This is a genomic window from Roseibium sp. MMSF_3247, from assembly GCF_030733765.1.
Classification (GTDB): Bacteria; Pseudomonadota; Alphaproteobacteria; order Rhizobiales; family Stappiaceae; genus Roseibium.
On sequence record NZ_JASHII010000004.1, the window covers coordinates 90,554 to 110,339 of the forward strand.

Here is a 19,786-nt window from a genome sequence, read left to right on the forward strand (position 1 = left end):
GTCTCCGGCCATCTTTGCGAACGTTCTGGGAAGTTTGCCCCTGTTCGTTGGCGGTGGCTGTGACTGTCATCACAGCTGTTTCATCCATGGAAGAATTTACAATGATTTCCAGATCTATTCGTGACGTATCGATCCCGGCAATTGGGTTGGGCACCTGGGATTTGCGTGGGCCACAATGCTCCCAGACTGTGTCATTTGCTTTACAGAACGGTTACAGCCATGTGGATACGGCGGCCTATTATGAAAACGAATCTGAGGTCGGCGAGGGCATCCGCATGTCCGGTCTCAACCGGTCAGAGCTCTTTCTGACCACTAAGGTCTGGTGGGATCAACTCGCCGCTGATGCATTCAAAACATCGGCGGAGACAAGTCTCCGCAAGCTTCAAACCGATTATGTGGACCTCCTGCTCGTCCACTGGCCAAACCCAGATATACCACTTGCGGAAACCATCGGCGCACTTGTCGAGGCGAAAGACCGGGGACTTGCAAGGTCGATTGGTGTGTCCAATTTCCCGTCTGCGCTGTTGCGGCAGGCGCAAGATCTTGCCGGTGGCCAGCTGGTGACCAATCAGGTTGAGTATCATCCCTTCTTGAGCCAACGAACGCTCTTGCAGGCGACACAGGATCTTGGAATGGCGCTGACCGCGTATTGTCCGATCGTCAAAGGGCGGGTTGATCAGGAAGGCGTGTTCCGCGACTTGGCTGAGAAATACGGCAAATCGCCGGTTCAGACTGCATTGCGATGGCATGTGCAGCAGCCGAACGTCATTGCCATCCCGAAGAGCAGCAATCCGGATCGGCTGAAAGCCAACATTGACATTTTTGATTTCGAGCTCGACAGCGGCGAGATGGCGCAAATTTTCGCCTTAGGTAGTCCTGACTGCCGGCTGATCAACGCCGCCTGGGGGCCGGTCTGGGATCCGGAGTGACTTAAGTAGATGTTCTTCTATCTTTCTAAGATTGCCGCGTTTTTTATTCAGCCGTCCAATTTTCTGATCGCGCTGGTCGTGTTCGGCTTGGTGATGTCGATGGGGAAGCGGCTTCAAAAGTGGGGGCGGCGGTTCATTTGGGTTGGTGCAATTGGACTCATTGTTTGCGGGTTTTCTCCGGCAGCAAACTTGTTGATCCAGCCTTTGGAAGACCGGTTTTCAAGACCAGCTGAGCTCGTGTCTTATGACGGCGTCATCATTCTGGGCGGCGCGGTCGATACGGTTGTCACCGGAGCGCGTGGTGAGACGGCTTTGACCGTTTCCGGGGAACGGCTGACCATTGCTGCCCGGCTTGCCAAATTGCTCCCTGAAGCCTTGATCATTCATACTGGCGGCCAGGGAACAATCATCACGGGGCAGGCGACGGAATCCGAAGGAGCATCGCGCCTGTTTGACGACTTCGGTATCGTGTCAGAACGCATCGTTTTGGAAGACGAATCCCGGAACACCTGGGAGAACGCTGTTTTGACGAAAAAGCTGGTCGATCCAAAGCCGGGACAGACTTGGCTTTTGGTGACCTCAGCGTACCATATGCCACGATCTATGGGGGTTTTTGAAGCTGCCGGATGGAGCGGCGTGACGGCCTATCCTGTCGACTACCGAACCCGTGGCGGTGCGGATTGGGGACTTGGCTTTGATGGCGCGTCCAAGGGATTGCGGCGCGTCGACATTGGCGTTCGGGAGTGGATCGGTTTGGCGGTTTATTGGCTCACCGGCCGAAGCAGTGCCTTGTTTCCGGGCCCGGTGAATTCTTAACCAGTTTAAAGTTTCCGCAAAACACCACTTTTATTCTCCGGTTAAGAGACCCATATACCAATCATCTCATTTGAAAAGTAGGGGCGGGCAGATGGTCCTCGAAGCGCCGCTTGTCGCGGCAGATGTGGTGCAATGGCTCTACAGCGATGCACCCCAGCTGGACGGCACTCTTGAAATCGTTAGTGAACTTGCGCAGCGGCTGCGGGCGGGTGGCGTGCCGGTCGATCGTGCGACAACTGGTATCTGGATCGTTCATCCGAACGTCCGGGCGGAAGGTTCGATTTGGGACAGCGAAGGCACACGTGAGCTGCGGCGCTATGTGCCGGGCGAAGACGCCGATGCTAATTATGAGAGCAGCCCGATCAAGCGTGTTCATGAAACAAAACAGCCGGTTCGGGTCGATATCGCTAACTGTGCCGGCACCGACGATGATTTTCCGGTCTGCCAGGAACTCCGTGAAGAGGGCTACACCGATTACATCGCTCTGCCGATGCCATTCTCCGATGGCTCCGTGAAGGTTGCGACCTTCGCGACGAAGGCTCCCAGAGGCTTTTCGGGCGCAAACCTGAGTGTTTTCGATTCGATCATGCGGCCGTTGGCCTTGGTGTGCGAACTCAAAACGCTGCGTCGCACTGCTGAAACAGTGCTCGATACGTATGTTGGTCCGCGCGCTGGTCTGAGGGTTTTGGATGGAACCACGCGGCGCGGTGAGGGCGAGTGGATCAAAGCCGTGATCAGCTTTGCTGACATCCGCGGGTTTACTCGTCTGTCCAACAGTCTGCCTGCCGACAAACTTGTTCTGTTCCTCAACAAATACTTCGGTGCGATGACCGAAGCCGTTGAGGCTCACGGCGGTGAGGTGCTGAAGTTCATCGGCGACGAGGTGATGGCCATCTTCCCGTATGAGACGGAAGAGGAAGCAAAGTCAGCTGCGTATAATGCCTTGTTGGCTGCACGGGACACGCTGAAGAAGATCGGAGAGATTAATCAGCAGAAAACCTGCATGGTGACACCGGACATGAGCGTCGGGATCGCCTTGCATGCCGGCGATGTCTTTTATGGTAATGTCGGCAGCGAAACGCGTCTCGATTTCACGGTTGTCGGACCAGCCGTCAATCTCGCCGCGCGCATTGCGGAACTGGCCAAGGACCTCGGCCGCGAAGTGCTCGTGTCTGACAATGTTGCAGGTCTGATGGGCTGCCGCTCAGGACTGTTTGGCAGTTATCGCGTGAAGGGGTTCGATGATCCGGTGTCGGTGTATTCTCCCAATTTGACGTCTGGAGAAAAGTTCGACAACTGCCCGGACATTACGGTCGCGCGGGCTTTGGAAGAAAACTGACGGCGCAGGAGCACCAAAAACACGGCGACGGTCAGGATCGCGAAGGCGATCGGGCCGGCAAACCATCCCAGAAAGCCAATGGCGAAGAAGAGCGCGCGCTGGCCTCTATTGAAGTGGCGGCCGGCAAGGACGTTTAGCTCCCCTGCTTTTCCTGCAATTTCGCGAATGGCGTCCGGATCGCCCTGGCTGCGCTCCGGAACAGCACCCATGACGATGCTGGCGTAGTTGAAGAGCCGATACGCCCAGCCAAATTTGAAGAAGCTGTAAGCGAAAATCAGCATCAGCCCCAACACCTTGATTTCCCAGAGAGCACGGCTGTCGGAGACCGGGATGGAGAGGTCGCCAGCGACTTGAAGAATACGATCGGTCGCATCCAGAAGGGCAAAGCTGCCCCCGATCGCCAGCAAGGCCGTTGATGCAAAAAAGGCTGTGCCTTGCTGCAAGCCGGACAGGATCGCGGTGTCCATAATCCGGACTTCGCGGGTTGACATGGTCAGCATCCAGTTCCGGCGCTGGGTTTCCATCGCATATGACAGGGTTTTCTTGCGCAGCGGACCCAGATCAATCAGCAGGTTGAAACCGAGCCAAGCCACCAGGAACAGGCCGGCAGCGGCATAATCGAGTTGGGATAGGGCGTGCATAGAAGTCCGTATGGTCTTGAGAGCGATTAACTTGGAACCTGCGCATCTTATCGGGAACGTCAGCCCAGCATAAGCGGTGAAGGGAAAAATCCAGAGGCAACTGCAACGGACGTGCGGATAGGCGGGAAAAGGGCCCCAAATCAGCTGCCGTGTTTGCCCTGGAATCGGACGTAAATGAGGCTGAGATCTTACGTTTACGGCAAGCTGATCAAACTATGTGCAAGTGCTCTCCAAGCCGTAAGTTGTTCAAACAAAAACAAAAAAACGGCAATGTGAAAATTGCAAATCTGATGCCGGATTTTTGCACTTGCGAACAGGTAAGGGATCGTTTACCACCTCGCCTCACTAGCGCCACATTTGCAGCCGGAAGCGGCTTGCAATGCTTAGAAACGACATAGGGATTTTATGGACGAAAACGTGCAGAAATCTTGCTGGAGCGTGACACTTTGGACAGTTGGTGCCGTTGGCATCGCACTCGCCATGGTTCTCTTGTTCAACGACGTTGACAACGCCCAACAAGCCGTCGCCATCGCCAAATAAGCCTGAGGGCGCACGAAACACAAAAGCCGTAGCGATCGCTGCGGCTTTTTTGCTTTTTGGCTGTCCGACTGGCCGGTGAAACAGTCAAGTTCTGGTGGTGTTCAATTCAATACGGGGGCTAGAACAGTCGCTTTTGGGTCTGGGCGGTTTGGCGGTCCTGAGACTTTGCGCAGCTCCATCTGGCGCACCACCGTACTGTTTCCCGGATGGCTGATCAGGAAACTGCTGTAGGCATTTTCGCCCAGCGGCAGAAGCACCAGCTGCACTTCGCCTTGTCCCGGCCAAGTGACATCGGCGCCCCAGGCCTGAACGTGTTCTGGCAGGGTGTGAGGGCTCAAATCCAGAATGTCCGAAACTTCCAACAGAGATGAGTTTCCTGGGTTCCAGGCCAGACCAGCGAGGCCATTTTTAACCTCAAAGAGTTCGATGTCTGTTTCGCTGATGGTCAAAACCAGATTGCCCGACAGATTTCTTTGGAGCGTCAGTTCGCCTGTCTCAAGATCAGATGCAAGCGGCGCCCGTTTCCCGTCCCGCTCGATAAAGCCTGCCGTGTTGATGACATGAAACTTTCCAAGCGGCTGCATGGTCTCTGCCTGTGCAGGACCAGAAAGTATCCAAAATAGAACCAGCGAGAGGAAAAGCCGCAATGTAGATCATCCGTTCGGTTTTGATCTTCAAAAGCTACCGTACGGATGTTGATAAAGTCTTCGCTCGGTTGATTAGGTGCCGATTATCTGGAAAGCGAGATCACCAGATCCTCGACCGTGGAGTGTTCCGGAGACCAGGAGAGGAGCCGTTTCGCATGTGTGTTGTCGGCTGATTGGGACAGAGCGTACCCAGCCGCCCAGTCTTGGTCGGGGTCAACACCGTCCGGTGCCTGCTGCGTGACGATGTCCAGGGGCTTGCCGTGACGGGCTGAGATATGGCTTGCAAGATGGTCGACGGAGACACCGGAGATACCACTGCCTATTACGGACATTCGGAACCGGGTCTGACGCAGCACAAGTGCATAAAGCCTTGCAAGGTCCGAAACTTCGACCAGCGGCCAAAACGTGTGTTCCGAGGCCCGGGTTTCAAACCTCCCACACTCTTTCAAGGCAGCTGTCATCTCTGCAACCGGACCAAAATCTGGTCCGCACACGAGGGCAGGGTGGACCACGGAAAGCGCAAGGTCTGTCCCTGTAGAGAGCGTCTTGATGGTCTCTGTCATGAACCGAAAGGCAGGTAGCGGTGAAAATGGGGTCTTCTCACTGAGCATGTCTCCCGCCTTGCAGGTCGGGTACAGCCAAATCCCACCGGTATAAACAACCTTGAGCGGTTGTTTGCGATGCCGGGCGGCTTTTTTCATCTCCAGCATGGCGATCCTGTCGACCTTGCCCATGTCGGGTGAGAAGGTCGCTCCAAGGTGAACGACAGCATCGCATGCTGTTGCCCGCTCGACCCAGGTAGCCGGATCCCGCAGGTCGCCGGGATAAGCCGAGGCGCCGAGGCTGCGCAGTTTTTCCGAAGATTGATCGGACCTGGAAAGACCGATGATCTGGCAGCCGTCCTCGACGAGCTGTTTGATCACTGCCGAGCCGATCCCGCCCGTGCCACCTGTAACGAATACATCCATTGTACGAGATGACCGGTTTCGCGCTGCAAGCGCAAGAGCGGGAGCCCTTGTTATAATCACTATCCACCGCTGCAGACGGTCGCTCTCTTGACCTTGCTTTGTTAACTGATAGGTCAGTTTCATGACCTTGCATCTTGTGAAACTCTGTGTGGGTGCTGATAGCGTCGAGAGCCTTCAGGCGTGGATCGACTTTCGCGTCGAGCAGGCGCGGGCAGCGGGGCTTGGCGCGCACACCGCCCACACCACGCGTATGGTGCCGACCCGGCGTGAGGAGCTGCTGGATGGCGGGTCCCTCTATTGGGTCATCAAGGGAAAAATACAGGCGCGTCAGCATCTCCTGGATATTCGGCCATTTACCGACGATGCGGGGGTGAAACGCTGCGACCTGGTGCTGGAGCCGCGGTTGATCCTCACACAATATCAGCCGAAACGGCCGTTCCAGGGGTGGCGCTATCTAAAGGCCGAAGATGCACCAAAGGATATTCGTGCCGGTGGCGATGTTCAGAACATGCCGGACAGCATGCGGCGGGATCTCACCGAACTCTGTCTCATTTGATTGCAAACCGCCTGCGGCAATTGCGGCAATAGCGTTGACGCGGACGGTCTCAAGAACCAAGTTCGGGTTGTGAGCGGCAGGATAAGGGACACTCATTCTTGGCAAAGACACGGGATAGTATGAACACACCGGCGAAGCGGCAGGATCAGACTGTCCGTTCGACTGAGGCTGATGTGTCCGCTTTTCTTGACAAGGTGAAGTCAGCTCCGCGGCCGGCACCGGGTACATCCGGCCGGCTGATCTTCGCGCTCGATGCAACAATGAGCCGGCAACCCACGTGGGACACAGCTTGTCAGTTGCAAGGTGAGATGTTTCGGGAAGCTGCGTCCATCGGTGGGCTCAAGATCAAACTTGTCTATTTCCGCGGCTTTGGCGAGTGCCGAGCCTCGCGCTGGTTTGAAACAGGGCAGGAGCTCGCCGGAGTGATGAGCCGGATTACCTGCCAAGGCGGTCACACGCAGATCCGTAAAGTGCTTTCGGCTGCGATCAGCGCGGCGGAAAAAGAGAAAATTGCGGCGGTTGTTTATGTCGGCGACTGCATGGAAGAAAACGTCGACACCTTATGTGATAAGGCGGGGCAGCTCGGCCTTCTGGGTGTGCCGATGTTCCTTTTTCAAGAAGGCCGGGATCCGGTTGCTGAGAGTGCGTTCCGCGAAATCGCCCGCTTGACTAATGGAGCTTATTGTCCGTTTGATGCCGGTGCTGCGCGTCAACTTTCCGAGCTCTTGAAGGCGGTTGCTGTTTTCGCCAGCGGTGGTCACAAGGCGCTGACTGCATTTGAAAAGAAAGGCGGGCAGGGCGCCCGATTGTTGTTGGAGCAACTCAAGCCGTCATCATGATCTATTTGCTTCTCGGCCTTGTGCTGCTTGTCGTTTTCATTGCTGTGATGCGGCAGTTCGTTCAGGCCAACCCGGCCAGGCTCGCGCAGTCTATCCGCACCTATGGCGGTATCCTGTTGATGATACTAGCGGGCGTTTTTGCCGTAACCGGACGGTTTGCACTGGCAATCCCAGCCTTTGGGTTTGGGGTGTCGCTGCTTGGATTGGCCGGACTGCGAAACTTGTCGGGCTACAATCCTCAAAAGACTGCCGGGCAGCAGTCCCAGGTCCGGTCTGCCATGGTCGAAATGGAATTGGACCATGACACGGGTGCTTTATCGGGAACGGTCCTCGCCGGCAGTTTTCAGGGCCGTCGGCTGGATGACCTCGCAGATGATGAGCTGCAGACCTTTTGGCGGGAAGCTCATCAGGACGATCAAAGCCTGAAGTTAGTCGAAGCTTATCTCGACCGCAGGCTTGCCGGTTGGCGTGAAGACTTCGAGGCGGATGCCACAGATCGGGAGAGAAGCGCGTCGAGCTCGGGCCCCATGACAAATGAGGAGGCCTACCAGATCCTGGGGCTTTCGCCCGATGCCGGGGACGCGGAAATCCGAGCCGCGCACCGCAGGCTTATGATGCGGGTCCATCCCGACCAAGGAGGCTCCGGTTTCCTCGCGGCGAAAATCAACGAGGCGAAAGACACGCTTCTCAGAAGACATTAACGACATCCGTTACTCAATTTACTCATAGATGGCGAAGCAGGCGAATTTCGCCTTTTTCAAGGTACGGCAAGCCCGACGGGCTGCAGATTTGTTGTCGAACCCGGCAAAACGGGCGCGGTAGAGGGTCGTGCCATTGGCCTCGACTGGCTCTGTGAAAGGTGTGCGGTTGTTCAAGGCATTGCCGGTCCGTGCTTCAGCTCTCTGAAGAAGGGCCATAGCCTGGGCTTCAGTTTCGGCGGCAGCAATTTGCACCTGCCAGCCAGAGACCGCGATAGCAGGTTCGGCAGTGTCGACGTCAACGCGTTCATTTTCGTCAGCATCGCCCTGCGCCAGTTCTTCTGAAGTTGCATCGATCTTTTGCGACAATGACGCTGTCTGCGTTGCACCGACTTCGGCCACCGGGATGACTTCAATGGCTTCAGTTGCGACAGTGCGTACAGGGATCGGAGCGCTTGGAGCCTGCTCGTCATTACGGACCGGCAGATCGATACCCGCCTGCTGGCGCGCCGCCTGAAGTAGAGCCGTCTTTGAAATCGACTGTGTCGTGATCGACGCGTCCGGGCTGGTTCTCGGGATCGGGGGCAGAGATGTCGCGACCGCGAATGTGTCGTTGAAGCGGGACTTCACGGCCTTCGGCGGGATCGGAACTTCATTGCCAAAGCCTGGAACCGGTGCTGGAGCCGGGGCAGGGACCTGATTGGCCGCCAGCGCGTCTTCCGGAAGTTTTACCGGTGCGTAGGCACTTGCAAGCACGACCGGCGCGCCAGTCGCAGGCGGTGCAATTCCACCGCCCGGCTTATTTGCCGGTAGCGGCGGTTCCTTTAAGGATGCCGCGTCAAAAGCGAAAACGGGACCAGCCGACGCGATCAGCGGCGCTGTCCGCGGACCTCTGCTCGCCTTGTGCAGGTACCGTCCGATCAGGTCAGTCATGTGAGCATTCCGGCGTGCGCCGGTGCGGCCGCCCATGACAACTGCAACAATGTGCCGGTTATCGCGTTTGACAGATGTCACCAGGTTGAACCCGGACGCCCGGATATAACCGGTCTTGATCCCGTCGACACCGCGGACGGTTCCAAGAAGCCGGTTGTGATTGCGCAAAGGGCGGCCTTTGTACTTGTAGACCCGCGTGTTGAAGAGTTTGTAGTACTCCGGAAACCGCTCCTGGATCGCACGACCCAAGGTCGCCATGTCGCGCGCAGTGGTCCGCTGTTTCGAGTTCGGCAAACCATGCGCGTTGCGGAAGGTTGTCTTGGACATGCCAAGCTGGCGGGCGGTCCGGGTCATCCGTCTGGCAAATGCGGATTCGGAACCGGCGATGTTTTCCGCAACGGTGGTTGCCACATCATTGGCTGATTTGGTGACCAGCGAACCAATCGCATCTTTCACAGAAATGGTGCTGCCCGGTTTCAAGCCGAGTTTCGACGGCACTTCAGCAGCAGCGTTTTTTGAGACTTTCAAACGGCTGGACAAGGAAAGCCGACCCGCCTCAAGCTCTTCGAAGATGATGTACGTGGTCATAATCTTCGTCAGCGAGGCCGGGAACCGGTAGGCGTCCGCATTGGCCGCATAAAGGGTCTTGCCGGTCTTGGCATCCACGACGATGCCAGCATATTTCGGATTGGCCGAAGCCACGGTTGGGGCGCAGAGCACAAGAGTGCCGACGACAAGCATCTTGCCAAAACGGCCAATCATTCGCGCAGAGCGTGAAGAACGCATACCTAACACTGTTACTTTTCCCAATTCGGGTCACGCGTTTCTGTTTGTGGACGGGGATGATCGGCCAGCCCCAGGCCGTTCATTCGAGCCGTCCGCGAAGTTCAGGTGCTATTTGATGGAATCACGGTTACGAATGTGTAAAGGAGATACCAGAAAAACACTTAAAAAATTTGTTTTTTGTTATGGTTAATCAAGTGTAAATGTCAATTTTTGGCGGGTGTGGATTTTCATTTATTGTATACATTGATCTATTTGGTCAGTTATTTTCGATTATATCTGTCGAATATCAATTAGTATTTTCTTGATTGGAATATTTAGGGAAGGTGTAGGCGTTTTTCTTATTTTATACTTTGTATTTGAAGAATTTTTCGATTTTTCAAGTTTCTAAAACTCGGGCTGCGGCCTCAGGTGAGCCGTTTTGCTGCGATGCGGTGTATTTGCTACAGAGCGCCGGTTGCGCATGTGTGGAGACGGGGCGGGTATTGGCCGTCAAAAGGGAGCGCTCAACCTCGCAACCTTTAGCGGGCTGGGGATTTGCTTTTCGGGATTTACTTAAGTTATTCGCGTTAAAGTTGTTTTTGCATTGCAAAATCACCTTGACAGAAATTGTGCAGCGCATTATGAAGCTTGCGTTAGGTAAAGCGATAAGCGCGCCGGACAGTCCAGACGGGTCACAGTAGATGGCACTGGCAACCGGCTCGCCGGAGAAGGGCAAACGACATGATGAACAACTTCGATGAAATCCAGAAAATGAGCAAAGACAGCATGGACATGGCCATGGAATCATTCGGCTCTATGAGCAAAGGATTTCAGGCAATTGCTGCTGAGGTTGCTGATTATCAGAAGAAATCCTTCGAAGAAGGCACTGCTGCTGTTGAGAAATTGGTCGCCTCCAAGTCCCTGGACACCGCATTTGAAGCCCAGGCTGACTATGTGAAGACTTCCTACGAAAGCTTTGTTGGCGAAATGACAAAGATCGGTGAAATGGTCACGGATCTGTCCAAGGACGCCTACAAGCCGTACGAAGGCATCATCGGCAAATTCGGCAAGTAAGTTGCCAACGCCGGGCCCTTGCCCGGATTGAGTTTTTTGAAAACCCGGTCGGTGACGGCCGGGTTTTTGTGTTTTTGCGATTTACCCAATTATTCTTTTTTCCCGGTCGTGGTGAGAGCGCCAGTCGATTTTCGCTCAAAGCACGGTCTTTTAATCGGATTTTAGAGACCTACATCCGTAATTGACAACATGCTGATGCATCCGGGATGGCAAATGCCCAGATGTTGATGAAATCGACCATTGCGAAAGTGCCTCGGGCGCGGCAGGATTACATATCCAAAGGCCGGATATCCGGCGGAATGTAACCTGCGTAAGATAAGGCCCGGACCAGCTCTGATTGCTAAGCGGGCCTATTGGAAATGAGACGGTTAGGGCTGGAGTGACACAGACGAGTGTAACGGAAATGACTGCGGGACCTGATTATGACAAGGACGGTGGCGACGCCGGAACGGTTGTTGTCACCCGGACGAAAACAGTCACCAAGCGGCCAAACCTGTATCGCGTGCTGCTTTTGAACGATGACTATACGCCGATGGAATTCGTGATCCATGTGGTGGAGAGCTTCTTTCAAAAGAACCGTGAGGAAGCCACGCGCATTATGCTGCACGTGCATCATCACGGCGTTGGGGAATGTGGGATCTACACCTATGAAGTTGCCGAGACCAAGGTGACCCAGGTGATGGATTTCGCGCGCCGGCACCAGCATCCCCTGCAATGCGTCATGGAAAAAAAGTGAGGACTTACACACGTGCCTTCTTTCTCGCGCAGTCTTGAAAAAGCCCTCCACCAGGCCCTGGCGCTCGCCAATGAGCGCCAGCAGGAATATGCCACGCTAGAGCATCTTCTTTTGGCTTTGCTGGACGATCAGGACGCGGCCGCAGTCATGCGGGCGTGCAACGTGGATCTCGATACGATCCGCCAGAACCTGATCGAATATATCGAAACCGAACTCGACAACCTTGTCACCGACAGTGACGAGGACGCCAAGCCGACCGCCGGCTTCCAGCGTGTGATCCAGCGCGCTGTAATTCATGTGCAGTCGTCAGGGCGCGAAGAGGTGACCGGGGCAAACGTGCTTGTGGCGATTTTTGCCGAGCGTGAAAGCCACGCAGCCTACTTCCTGCAAGACCAGGACATGACCCGTTACGACGCGGTCAACTACATTTCCCACGGGATCGCGAAGCGTCCTGGCATGTCGGAGACCCGGCCGGTTGAGGGTGCGGAAGAAGAAGATGTGCTTTCCGGCAATGATGCGGAGAAAAAGCCGACACAGAAAACCGACGCTCTGGAAGCTTACTGCGTTAACCTCAATGAGAAGGCGGAGAAGGGCAAGATCGATCCGCTGATCGGGCGAGACGACGAAATCCAGCGGACCATTCAGATCCTGTGCCGCCGGTCGAAAAACAATCCGTTGTTCGTGGGTGACCCGGGTGTGGGCAAGACGGCAATTGCGGAAGGGTTGGCCCACCGCATCGTCAATGCCGATGTTCCCGAAGTTCTTCAGGATGCCACGATCTTCTCACTCGACATGGGCGCGCTGCTTGCGGGTACGCGCTACCGCGGTGATTTCGAAGAACGCCTGAAGCAAGTGGTCAAGGAAATCGAAGACTATCCGGGTGCGGTGATGTTCATCGATGAGATCCACACGGTCATCGGTGCGGGTGCCACATCAGGCGGGGCAATGGATGCTTCCAACCTCCTGAAACCGGCGTTGGCATCCGGTGCGATCCGCTGCATCGGGTCGACGACCTACAAGGAATACCGTCAGTTCTTTGAAAAGGACCGGGCACTCGTGCGCCGGTTCCAGAAGATCGATGTCAACGAGCCGACTATTCCGGACGCCATCGATATTCTGAAGGGCCTTAAGCCGTATTTCGAAGACTTCCATAAGGTGCGGTACACGAACGATGCCATCAAGACGGCGGTTGAGCTGTCGGCGAAGTACATTGCCGACCGGAAGCTGCCGGACAAGGCCATAGACGTTCTGGATGAGACCGGTGCGAGCCAGATGCTGGTTCCGGAAAACCGCCGCCGTAAGACCATCGGCGTCAAGGAAATCGAGAACACCATTGCAACGATGGCGCGGATTCCGCCGAAGTCGGTCTCCAAGGACGATGCAGAGGTTCTGGAAAACCTTGGCAAGGATCTGAAGCGCGTTGTTTACGGTCAGGACAACGCCATCGAAACACTGGCATCCGCGATCAAGCTGGCCCGTGCCGGATTGCGCGAGCCAGACAAGCCGATCGGGTCTTACCTGTTCTCAGGTCCGACCGGCGTCGGTAAAACTGAGGTCGCGCGCCAGCTGGCATCGTCGTTGGGCGTGGAGCTGATCCGCTTCGATATGTCGGAGTACATGGAGCGGCATACGGTGTCCCGCCTGATCGGTGCACCTCCGGGCTATGTCGGCTTTGACCAAGGTGGTTTGCTCACCGACGGTGTCGACCAGCATCCGCACTGTGTTCTGCTGTTGGATGAAATCGAAAAGGCCCATCCGGACCTCTTCAACATCCTCCTGCAGGTGATGGATCACGGCAAACTGACCGATCACAACGGCAAGCAGGTGGACTTCCGCAATGTTATCCTCATCATGACCACCAACGCAGGCGCGGCCGATATGGCCAAAATGCCGGTGGGCTTCAACCGCATCAAGCGGGAAGGAGACGATCAGGAAGCCATCAACAAGCTGTTCACCCCGGAGTTCCGCAACCGTCTGGATGCGATCATTCCTTTCGGCAATCTGCCGGTCGAAGTTGTTTACAAGGTCGTCGAAAAGTTCGTCATGCAGCTGGAAGTCCAGCTTGCAGACCGGAACGTCACCTTCGAACTTGGCGACGACGCCGTCAAATGGCTCGCCGACAAGGGATACGACAGTCAGATGGGGGCCCGGCCGCTTGGCCGGATCATCCAGGAGCACATCAAGCGACCGCTGGCTGATGAAGTGCTGTTCGGCAAGCTCAAAAAGGGCGGCATGGTCAAAGTCTCGGTCTCCGAGGACGGCAATGGTCTGCTCTTGGAGAGCGTTGAAGAACGCGCCACACCGCCAAAAGCCAAGCCGAAAGCGGCTACCAAGGCAAAGCCAAAGCGAAAGCGCAAACCGGCTACCAAGGTAGCAGCTACCAAGGCTTCAAAACCAACGGACAAAGGCGGTTCGTCGAAGAAAAGCCTTGTTCCGAAAGTTCCGCTTGCGGACTGAAGGTATTGAAATCAAATGTAAACGGGCGCCCAATGGGCGCCCGTTTTCGTTCGTGGGAAGTGGGTCTTATCCGGTTACCAGTGTTCAGTCCCCGGGGCACCTTTAGGTATTCCGTGAAGGTTGGGGGTCAGCCAGCCGCCGTAGAATTTACCGGCTTGTGGATCTACGCGCTCTGAACCCACCTGGCAAAGATCCATTTTCCCGGGGTAGAAGGCGAGGTGGTCTTTGAGCGCCTGAAATTCGGGTGTCGGCCGCGAATAACACCACGCGGCGGCCCGTGCCGTCCGGGTGCCGGCTGACACATCGAAATAGGTGGCAGCGCCTTTCCACTCACATAGGGTGGATTGCGGGAGGCGGCGCAAATGAGCTTTCACATCCTCCGGGGGAATGTAATAGGTCGGCGGGTGATGGGTTTCGAGGACCCGCAGGGCCCGCGTGGTATCAACGATCTCCACGGACCCCAGAACTATCAGAATTCGCTGCGGCACCGGTTCGACAATCGGTGGCCGTGGATAGGATTGGACGTTTTCGATCGGTAAATCCATGCTTGCTGTCTCTCTCGTTTCGGGAATGGCTTCGGTTTGACCGGTGTATGCGTCGAAAATGCTGCGTCACAGCTCGTTTAGAAGGGCTTCCGCGATTGCGGTGCCGCTTTGCCACGCGGCTTCCACACGGGCGTCTAGGCACCAATCACCGCCCAGGAAAAGCGTTTTCGACGCGTTTGAAAGAAACGGTTGTCCGAGCGGAGTGCCGACCTTGGCATAGCGCCACCGGTGCGCGTCGATATAAACCACTTTGCCCCGGTCAAGGTCCAGGGTCTTGCAGAGCTCACTCAGCATCAGGTCAGCCGCGACGGCTTTGTCGAGTTCCAGATGGTCTTCGCTCCAGTTGGGACTTGCCTGGGCGACAAGTGCAGTCCGGCCGGGGCGCCCTGGCTTGGTTTTCTCATTCGCGATCCAGGCCAGCGGGGCGTCCGGGTCGCGGTGGGAAGCCGGTAGAGCGTCAACCTCATCGTCAAAGGCAGCCATCAAGGTCCAGCAGGGCAAGAGACTGACATGGGCGATCTGTTTTGAGATCGGGTGGGTGGTGCCCAGCAAAGCCATGGTTTGCGGGGCCGGGGCGGTGATGATCAATCGGTCGAAGACACGGGTTTCTTTATCGATTTCCAAAGACCAGTGGCCCTCGGTCTCGGTGATCGAATTCACCTGTGCTTGCCGGCGGATGTCGAGGTCACTGGCCAACGCTTTTGCAAGCGCGTTCATGGAGGGCACGCCGACAAAGCCAGTCCGCTCGCCCATGTCCCATTCACCGGCGGCATCAACGGACATGAGGCTTTCGATCAGTTTCTGAAATTCCTTAGTCTTTGCTGTGATGTATTGCGCGCCATGATCAAATTGAAGACCATTGTCGGCCCGCCGGGTCGCGAGGCGCCCGCCAATTCCGCGGCCTTTGTCCAGAATCACAGGCGTGTGCCCGGCATCTTTGAGTGTTCGGGCGCAAGAGAGCCCTGTCATGCCGGCCCCAATGATGCCGATGCGAACGGGTTCTGTCATGCGATCTCCAGTCGATTGAGGATGTTTGGAATCTCCTTCTTCACCTTGAAGAAACCGGCCGTTGCATATCGCCAGATCGCATCATCCCAAGGACGCCGGATTTCGGTCAGGGTGAGGCCATGGTTTTCGAACTTCGGCCGGGATGCGTCCAGCCAGTCCTTGAGCGGTCCGGTCGGGACATAGGGCATGACGATCTGCTTGGCTCCGGCTTCTGCCGCCCACTCAATGATTGGGGCCGGCGAAGCGGTGTTCAACCTTGTCGCCGCTTGTCCAATCCGTTGTGCAGCATCTTCTAAAGCTCCTGCTTCGAACGACCGAATGTGGTCTGGAACAGGTCGTGGTGATCTCAGGTCACTTGATGTCAGCGTTGCGGTTGCAACGAGTTCGATGCCGTCTGGGATCAGTGTCTCCGGCAGACAATCGTCCTCGGTGAGCAGAAGAGCCGTTGGCATGCCCGGTTCCGGCGCAGCAAAATCTCGTGTCGGTTGGGCGGACGGGAGCCCGTTCGGCTCGCTCCAATCAAGAGACGTTACCCCGGTTTCTAAGTCTGAACTTTCCGGCGCAAACCGACCACCTGTGAACTTCGCGATGTTCCATGCTTGGGCTTCGTAGGTCTTGCCCCGCGTATGCAGTCCGGCAACCCAGCGCCAGCTCAACGTGTTCGAGGCTGGGTCTCCGTCCAGCAAGTGGCGATAGAAAAAATCTGCGCCGATACGCCAGGGAAGCTTCAAAGTGAAGATCCAGATGGACGCAAACCACATGCGTGCGTGGTTGTGGAGGTATCCAGTGTGGACGAGCTCATCCACCCAGGCATCAAAGCAGTCGATCCCGGTTTGCCCGGCCTCCGCACGGGTCACTGCCTGACGCAGGCCGCTGTTTTTCTCCAGATCCTCCAGGTCGGTGGCCAGACCTAGCCGATAAGATACCCAGATCGAAGGGCGACGTTCGAGCCAGCCTTTGAAATAGCCGCGCCAGAACACCTCCTGAATAAACTTTTCAGCCCTATCAAGACCGTGGTTTTGCAGGGCTGCGGTCACAACTTCCTGCTCGCTGATCAACCTCCGGCGGATGAACGGCGACAAGCAGGAAACGGATGTGTGCTTGCCTGGGCCGCGATCATAGTTCCGCTGAGCTGCATAGGCTCGGCCCATCTGCGGCGTAAAATCGTCAAGGTGTTGGAGAGCTGCTTCGCGGGTCGGCGAAAAGATCGTCATATGGCAATGTCCAGCGCTGTTTTTTGCTTTGCTTACGCAAGGCGCACTGCTTTGGATGGCCCGAACGGACGTTAGAACGCTGCAAAACTGGACAGATTCTATGCCGACTGGTCTTTGCCAAACTCCCGGCAGATCCAATCAATAACCTTCTGCCGTGCTTCGCCAAATCGGACTGGATTTTCAGGGTAAACAAGATGGTAGCCGCGTGTGCCGATGCGCTGATCGGGCTGGCGCCACAAACACGTCAATGCACCGTTTGTAAGTTGCCGCTGTACCAGAAGCTCCGGGACAAGGGCGATGCCTTGCCCCTCCAACGCCGCGTTGATGGCAAGGCTGGAATGGCTGAAGCTCAAGTAGGTAACATCATTCGGCAGCACTTCGGTCCCAAGCACCTCTTCCCAGGAGGTATGGCTGTCCAGAAGAATGCGCAGGTGTGGCATATCCTGAATATTTTCTATTGTCTTTCGATCCTTGGTCAGCGCTGGCGATGCGACGGCCACCAGTCGAATTGGTGCAAGGAAATGGCTCTTGAGGCCTGGAAAAGGTGGGGTGCCGATCCGAAGGGCCAAGTCGACGCCATCACCTTTAAATGTTGCCAGCCGCTCGGTGGCGAGAGTAGCAAGATCCAGTCCGGGGTTCTTGTCCAAAAAGCCGTGGAGGCGGGGAACAAGCCATTGCGCTGCGAAAGACGGTGGCAGACTGAGTGTGATCCGCGGAACCTGTTGCGATATTTCAGCTATTGCCCGATCGATTTCATCGAGTCCGCGCCGGACCTGCGCGTGAAACCCTTCCGCCGGCCCGGTCAGCGCGAGACCGCGGGGAAGCCGATCGAACAGTTGAACGCCAAGTTCATCCTCCAGAGCGCGCACCTGTTGGGCTACTGCCCCTTGTGTGAGGTTGAGCTCCTCTGCAGCCAGCCGGAAATTGAGGTGCCGGGCCGCAGCATCAAATGCTCTGAGTTTGTTGAGGCTGGGAGGACGCATCGCCGTTTCGCTAAAGCAGTAGTTTTTCTACTGATTAAGTGCAGAAAGCATGATTGGTCAAGCGCATAGTCCGTTGCTAAAATTGCACCTAAAGGAGACAAGTCATGAGCGAACAAAAAGTTGCCCTGATCACAGCCGGTGGATCCGGCATGGGGGCGGACGCTGCAAGACGGCTGGCGGCAGACGGGTTCAAGGTCGCGATCCTGTCGTCTTCCGGTAAGGGGGAGGTGCTCGCCGCGGAACTGGGCGGGATTGGTCACACCGGCTCGAACCTGAACAATGATGACCTGAAAGCATTTGTCGACAAGGCAATGACTGCCTTCGGGCGCATTGATGTTCTCGTGAACTCGGCCGGGCACGGTCCAAAGGGCGACATCATGGAGATCCCGGATGAAGACTGGCATCTCGGCATGGATTATTATTTGATGAATGTGATCCGTCCGAGCCGTCTTGTGGCACCGATCATGACACGCCAGGGCGGCGGCACTGTCATCAATATCTCCACCTTTGCCGTATTCGAGCCGGACCCGATGTTTCCGACCTCCGGCGTGTTCCGGGCCGGTCTTGCTGCCTTCACCAAGCTGTTTTCGGACAAATATGCTACTGAGAATGTGCGCATGAACAACGTGTTGCCCGGCTTCATCGACAGCTTGCCGGAAAAGGAAGACCGCCGGTCGCGCATCCCGATGGGCCGTTATGGCCGATCGGAGGAGGTTTCCGGGTTAATTTCCTATCTCGCCAGTGATCTAGCGGCCTATGTCACAGGTCAGAACATACGAATTGATGGCGGGCTGACACGGTCGGTCTAAAGCGGATTTTGATCGGGTGGCCGAAGCCACCGGACAGTGGGCTGGACAGGTTTGCTGGATAAAGGTAAGGAATCCTTACTAACTTCAGCAATTTGGACACGCCTTCATGACTGCCTCAAAGGACACGGGGCAACCGCAGCTATCCTCGAAGCCACCCGTTTCCGGCCGGGGCTGGATGCTGCGCGGCGCGCGCGCCGCGATTTCCATTCCCGCCTTCATCCTGACGTCTGCTTTTGTCGGGTTTGCCGGGATGGCCCGCGAAACAGGATTGAGCCTGGCCGAAACACTTCTCATGACAGGGGCGGTGTGGGCCTTGCCATCCGTGGTGGTTTTGACCGGGGCCATGGCGTCGGGCATGGGCTTGATCCCCGCCGCTGTCGCGGTTGCGTTGGCATCCGTGCGTTTGATGCCCATGACGATGGCGTTGATGCCGTTCCTGAAGGTGCCAGGAAAGACCAAAACCTGGCACTTGCTGATCGCATCGCATTTCGTGGCGGTGACGGCTTGGGTCTACGCGATGAAGAACTTGCCCGACCTGCCGAGGGAAGGGCGGTTGCCGTTTTTCATCGGGTTTGGCGGCGGGGTGACCAGTTTTGTCTTTGTGTCCACCGGGATTGCCTACATGCTTGTTGAGCGGATGCCGCCCATGGCTGCCGGGGCTCTTGTCCTTGTGACACCGGTCTACTTCCTGTGTTCCTTGTGGGGCGCTGCGCGGATGAATGCCGACAAGGCGGCAATGATTTCCGGCCTTGTGCTTGGCCCTTTGTTCTTCCTTTATTTTCCGGGTCTTGATCTTCTTTGGACTGGCCTGCTTGGCGGAACGCTTGCCTATCTCGTCACACGATTTTGGCGCCGGGGGCTGTCATGAGTGACCTGATGACAGAAACCTGGTGGTGGCCCTATGTGATGATCCTCGTCGCAGGGTGGTTTGCAACCGATGTGTGGCGGTGGCTGGGCGTTTTTGCAGGCGGCAAACTGCGCGAAGACAGCGAACTTTTCATCTGGGTCCGGTGCGTTGCAACGGCACTGGTTGCCGGTGTGATTTCTAAGCTTGTTCTGTTTCCTCAAGGTGTGCTGGGCGACACACCGATCTGGTTGCGGTTGGCGGCCGCGGCCTTCGGGTTCGTCTGCTTCTTGGCGCTCGGCCAGCGCGTGATCGTCGGTGTGCTGTCCGCGGTTGTTTTTCTACTGACTGGATGGTGGGTCTTGGGCTCCTGACACTCCTGACAGAGGGGTGTCAGCAGGGGGCTGATACATGGCGCGCATTGGCCAACTGGCCACACCGGATC

Annotated in this window: 21 protein-coding genes; 13 read left to right on the top strand and 8 right to left on the bottom strand. The window is 56.4% G+C overall.

What is annotated here, in order from left to right; genetic code table 11:
* Positions 1-53: 53 nt before the first annotated feature.
* The 3 genes from RBB44_RS14330 to RBB44_RS14340 all read left to right on the top strand — a co-directional run bounded on the left by RBB44_RS14330 (position 54) and on the right by RBB44_RS14340 (position 3,084).
* Positions 54-929: an aldo/keto reductase gene (locus RBB44_RS14330; RefSeq protein WP_306148770.1), complete on the top strand. Its 876-nt coding sequence runs from the start codon at positions 54-56 to the stop codon at positions 927-929.
* A 9-nt stretch (positions 930-938) separates the two neighbouring features.
* Positions 939-1,745 (top strand): YdcF family protein, encoded by an 807-nt coding sequence (locus RBB44_RS14335; RefSeq protein ID WP_306148406.1) that lies wholly within the window; start codon positions 939-941, stop codon positions 1,743-1,745.
* Positions 1,746-1,836: 91 nt separating this feature from the next.
* A complete protein-coding gene (locus tag RBB44_RS14340; protein ID WP_306148407.1) occupies positions 1,837-3,084 on the top strand; it encodes an adenylate/guanylate cyclase domain-containing protein in 1,248 nt (415 codons plus the stop codon).
* Here the strand turns inward: RBB44_RS14340 and RBB44_RS14345 are convergent.
* Positions 2,967-3,725 carry a DUF599 domain-containing protein gene (locus tag RBB44_RS14345; RefSeq protein WP_306148408.1) on the bottom strand — a complete coding sequence of 253 codons (759 nt, stop codon included), beginning with the start codon at positions 3,723-3,725 and terminating at the stop codon, positions 2,967-2,969. The two genes, RBB44_RS14340 and RBB44_RS14345, sit on opposite strands and share 118 nt — an antisense overlap.
* Before the next feature lie 417 nt (positions 3,726-4,142).
* On the opposite strand from RBB44_RS14345, the gene RBB44_RS14350 reads away from it, so the two are divergent.
* On the top strand, positions 4,143-4,265 hold the full coding sequence (locus RBB44_RS14350) for a hypothetical protein (RefSeq protein ID WP_286189900.1): 123 nt from the start codon (positions 4,143-4,145) through the stop codon (positions 4,263-4,265).
* A gap of 101 nt (positions 4,266-4,366) precedes the next feature.
* Here RBB44_RS14350 and RBB44_RS14355 read toward each other — a convergent pair whose 3' ends face one another.
* Together RBB44_RS14355 and RBB44_RS14360 are read right to left on the bottom strand one after the other, a co-directional pair.
* A complete protein-coding gene (locus RBB44_RS14355) occupies positions 4,367-4,849 on the bottom strand; it encodes a hypothetical protein (protein ID WP_306148409.1) in 483 nt (160 codons plus the stop codon).
* Positions 4,850-4,995: 146 nt separating this feature from the next.
* Positions 4,996-5,880 (bottom strand): SDR family oxidoreductase, encoded by an 885-nt coding sequence (locus RBB44_RS14360; protein ID WP_306148410.1) that lies wholly within the window; start codon positions 5,878-5,880, stop codon positions 4,996-4,998.
* A gap of 121 nt (positions 5,881-6,001) precedes the next feature.
* Here RBB44_RS14360 and RBB44_RS14365 point away from each other — a divergent pair, with 121 nt between their 5' ends.
* The 3 genes from RBB44_RS14365 (at position 6,002) to RBB44_RS14375 (ending at position 7,976) form a co-directional block, all read left to right on the top strand.
* A complete protein-coding gene (locus RBB44_RS14365) occupies positions 6,002-6,436 on the top strand; it encodes a DUF1489 family protein (RefSeq protein WP_306148411.1) in 435 nt (144 codons plus the stop codon).
* 119 nt (positions 6,437-6,555) lie between these two features.
* Positions 6,556-7,275, top strand: a complete 720-nt coding sequence (locus RBB44_RS14370) for a VWA domain-containing protein (RefSeq protein ID WP_306148771.1) — start codon at positions 6,556-6,558, stop codon at positions 7,273-7,275.
* Entirely contained in the window at positions 7,272-7,976 is a 705-nt protein-coding gene (locus tag RBB44_RS14375; protein ID WP_306148412.1) for a DnaJ domain-containing protein, read from the top strand. Before RBB44_RS14370 ends, RBB44_RS14375 begins: the two co-directional genes overlap by 4 nt.
* An 18-nt stretch (positions 7,977-7,994) precedes the next feature.
* Here the strand turns inward: RBB44_RS14375 and RBB44_RS14380 are convergent, their stop codons facing one another.
* Entirely contained in the window at positions 7,995-9,692 is a 1,698-nt protein-coding gene (locus RBB44_RS14380) for an SPOR domain-containing protein (RefSeq protein ID WP_371932267.1), read from the bottom strand.
* Positions 9,693-10,415: 723 nt separating this feature from the next.
* Here RBB44_RS14380 and RBB44_RS14385 point away from each other — a divergent pair.
* The 3 genes from RBB44_RS14385 (at position 10,416) to clpA (ending at position 13,938) form a co-directional block, all read left to right on the top strand.
* The gene (locus RBB44_RS14385; RefSeq protein WP_209178783.1) at positions 10,416-10,745 is read left to right on the top strand and encodes a phasin family protein; all 330 of its coding nucleotides are present in this window, start codon (positions 10,416-10,418) and stop codon (positions 10,743-10,745) included.
* A gap of 403 nt (positions 10,746-11,148) precedes the next feature.
* The gene (clpS, locus tag RBB44_RS14390) at positions 11,149-11,481 is read left to right on the top strand and encodes an ATP-dependent Clp protease adapter ClpS (protein WP_008195276.1); all 333 of its coding nucleotides are present in this window, start codon (positions 11,149-11,151) and stop codon (positions 11,479-11,481) included.
* 12 nt (positions 11,482-11,493) lie between these two features.
* Positions 11,494-13,938, top strand: a complete 2,445-nt coding sequence (gene clpA, locus RBB44_RS14395; RefSeq protein WP_306148413.1) for an ATP-dependent Clp protease ATP-binding subunit ClpA — start codon at positions 11,494-11,496, stop codon at positions 13,936-13,938.
* 74 nt (positions 13,939-14,012) lie between these two features.
* On the opposite strand, the gene RBB44_RS14400 is transcribed toward clpA, so the two are convergent.
* From RBB44_RS14400 to RBB44_RS14415, 4 genes are all read right to left on the bottom strand, one after another.
* Complete coding sequence (locus RBB44_RS14400) at positions 14,013-14,483, bottom strand: DUF427 domain-containing protein (RefSeq protein ID WP_306148414.1); 471 nt, start codon at positions 14,481-14,483, stop codon at positions 14,013-14,015.
* 66 nt (positions 14,484-14,549) lie between these two features.
* A complete protein-coding gene (locus RBB44_RS14405) occupies positions 14,550-15,491 on the bottom strand; it encodes an NAD(P)/FAD-dependent oxidoreductase (RefSeq protein WP_306148415.1) in 942 nt (313 codons plus the stop codon).
* A complete protein-coding gene (locus RBB44_RS14410) occupies positions 15,488-16,705 on the bottom strand; it encodes an FAD-binding domain-containing protein (RefSeq protein WP_306148416.1) in 1,218 nt (405 codons plus the stop codon). The genes RBB44_RS14405 and RBB44_RS14410 overlap by 4 nt, the downstream gene beginning before the upstream one ends.
* A 98-nt stretch (positions 16,706-16,803) precedes the next feature.
* On the bottom strand, positions 16,804-17,688 hold the full coding sequence (locus RBB44_RS14415) for a LysR substrate-binding domain-containing protein (RefSeq protein WP_306148417.1): 885 nt from the start codon (positions 17,686-17,688) through the stop codon (positions 16,804-16,806).
* Positions 17,689-17,792: 104 nt separating this feature from the next.
* Between RBB44_RS14415 and RBB44_RS14420 the strand changes: the two genes are divergently transcribed.
* The 3 genes from RBB44_RS14420 to RBB44_RS14430 all read left to right on the top strand — a co-directional run bounded on the left by RBB44_RS14420 (position 17,793) and on the right by RBB44_RS14430 (position 19,715).
* Positions 17,793-18,497: an SDR family oxidoreductase gene (locus RBB44_RS14420; protein ID WP_306148418.1), complete on the top strand. Its 705-nt coding sequence runs from the start codon at positions 17,793-17,795 to the stop codon at positions 18,495-18,497.
* Positions 18,498-18,603: 106 nt separating this feature from the next.
* On the top strand, positions 18,604-19,365 hold the full coding sequence (locus tag RBB44_RS14425; RefSeq protein WP_133946948.1) for an AzlC family ABC transporter permease: 762 nt from the start codon (positions 18,604-18,606) through the stop codon (positions 19,363-19,365).
* Positions 19,362-19,715 carry an AzlD domain-containing protein gene (locus tag RBB44_RS14430; RefSeq protein ID WP_306148419.1) on the top strand — a complete coding sequence of 118 codons (354 nt, stop codon included), beginning with the start codon at positions 19,362-19,364 and terminating at the stop codon, positions 19,713-19,715. The genes RBB44_RS14425 and RBB44_RS14430 overlap by 4 nt, the downstream gene beginning before the upstream one ends.
* Positions 19,716-19,786 lie beyond the last annotated feature (71 nt).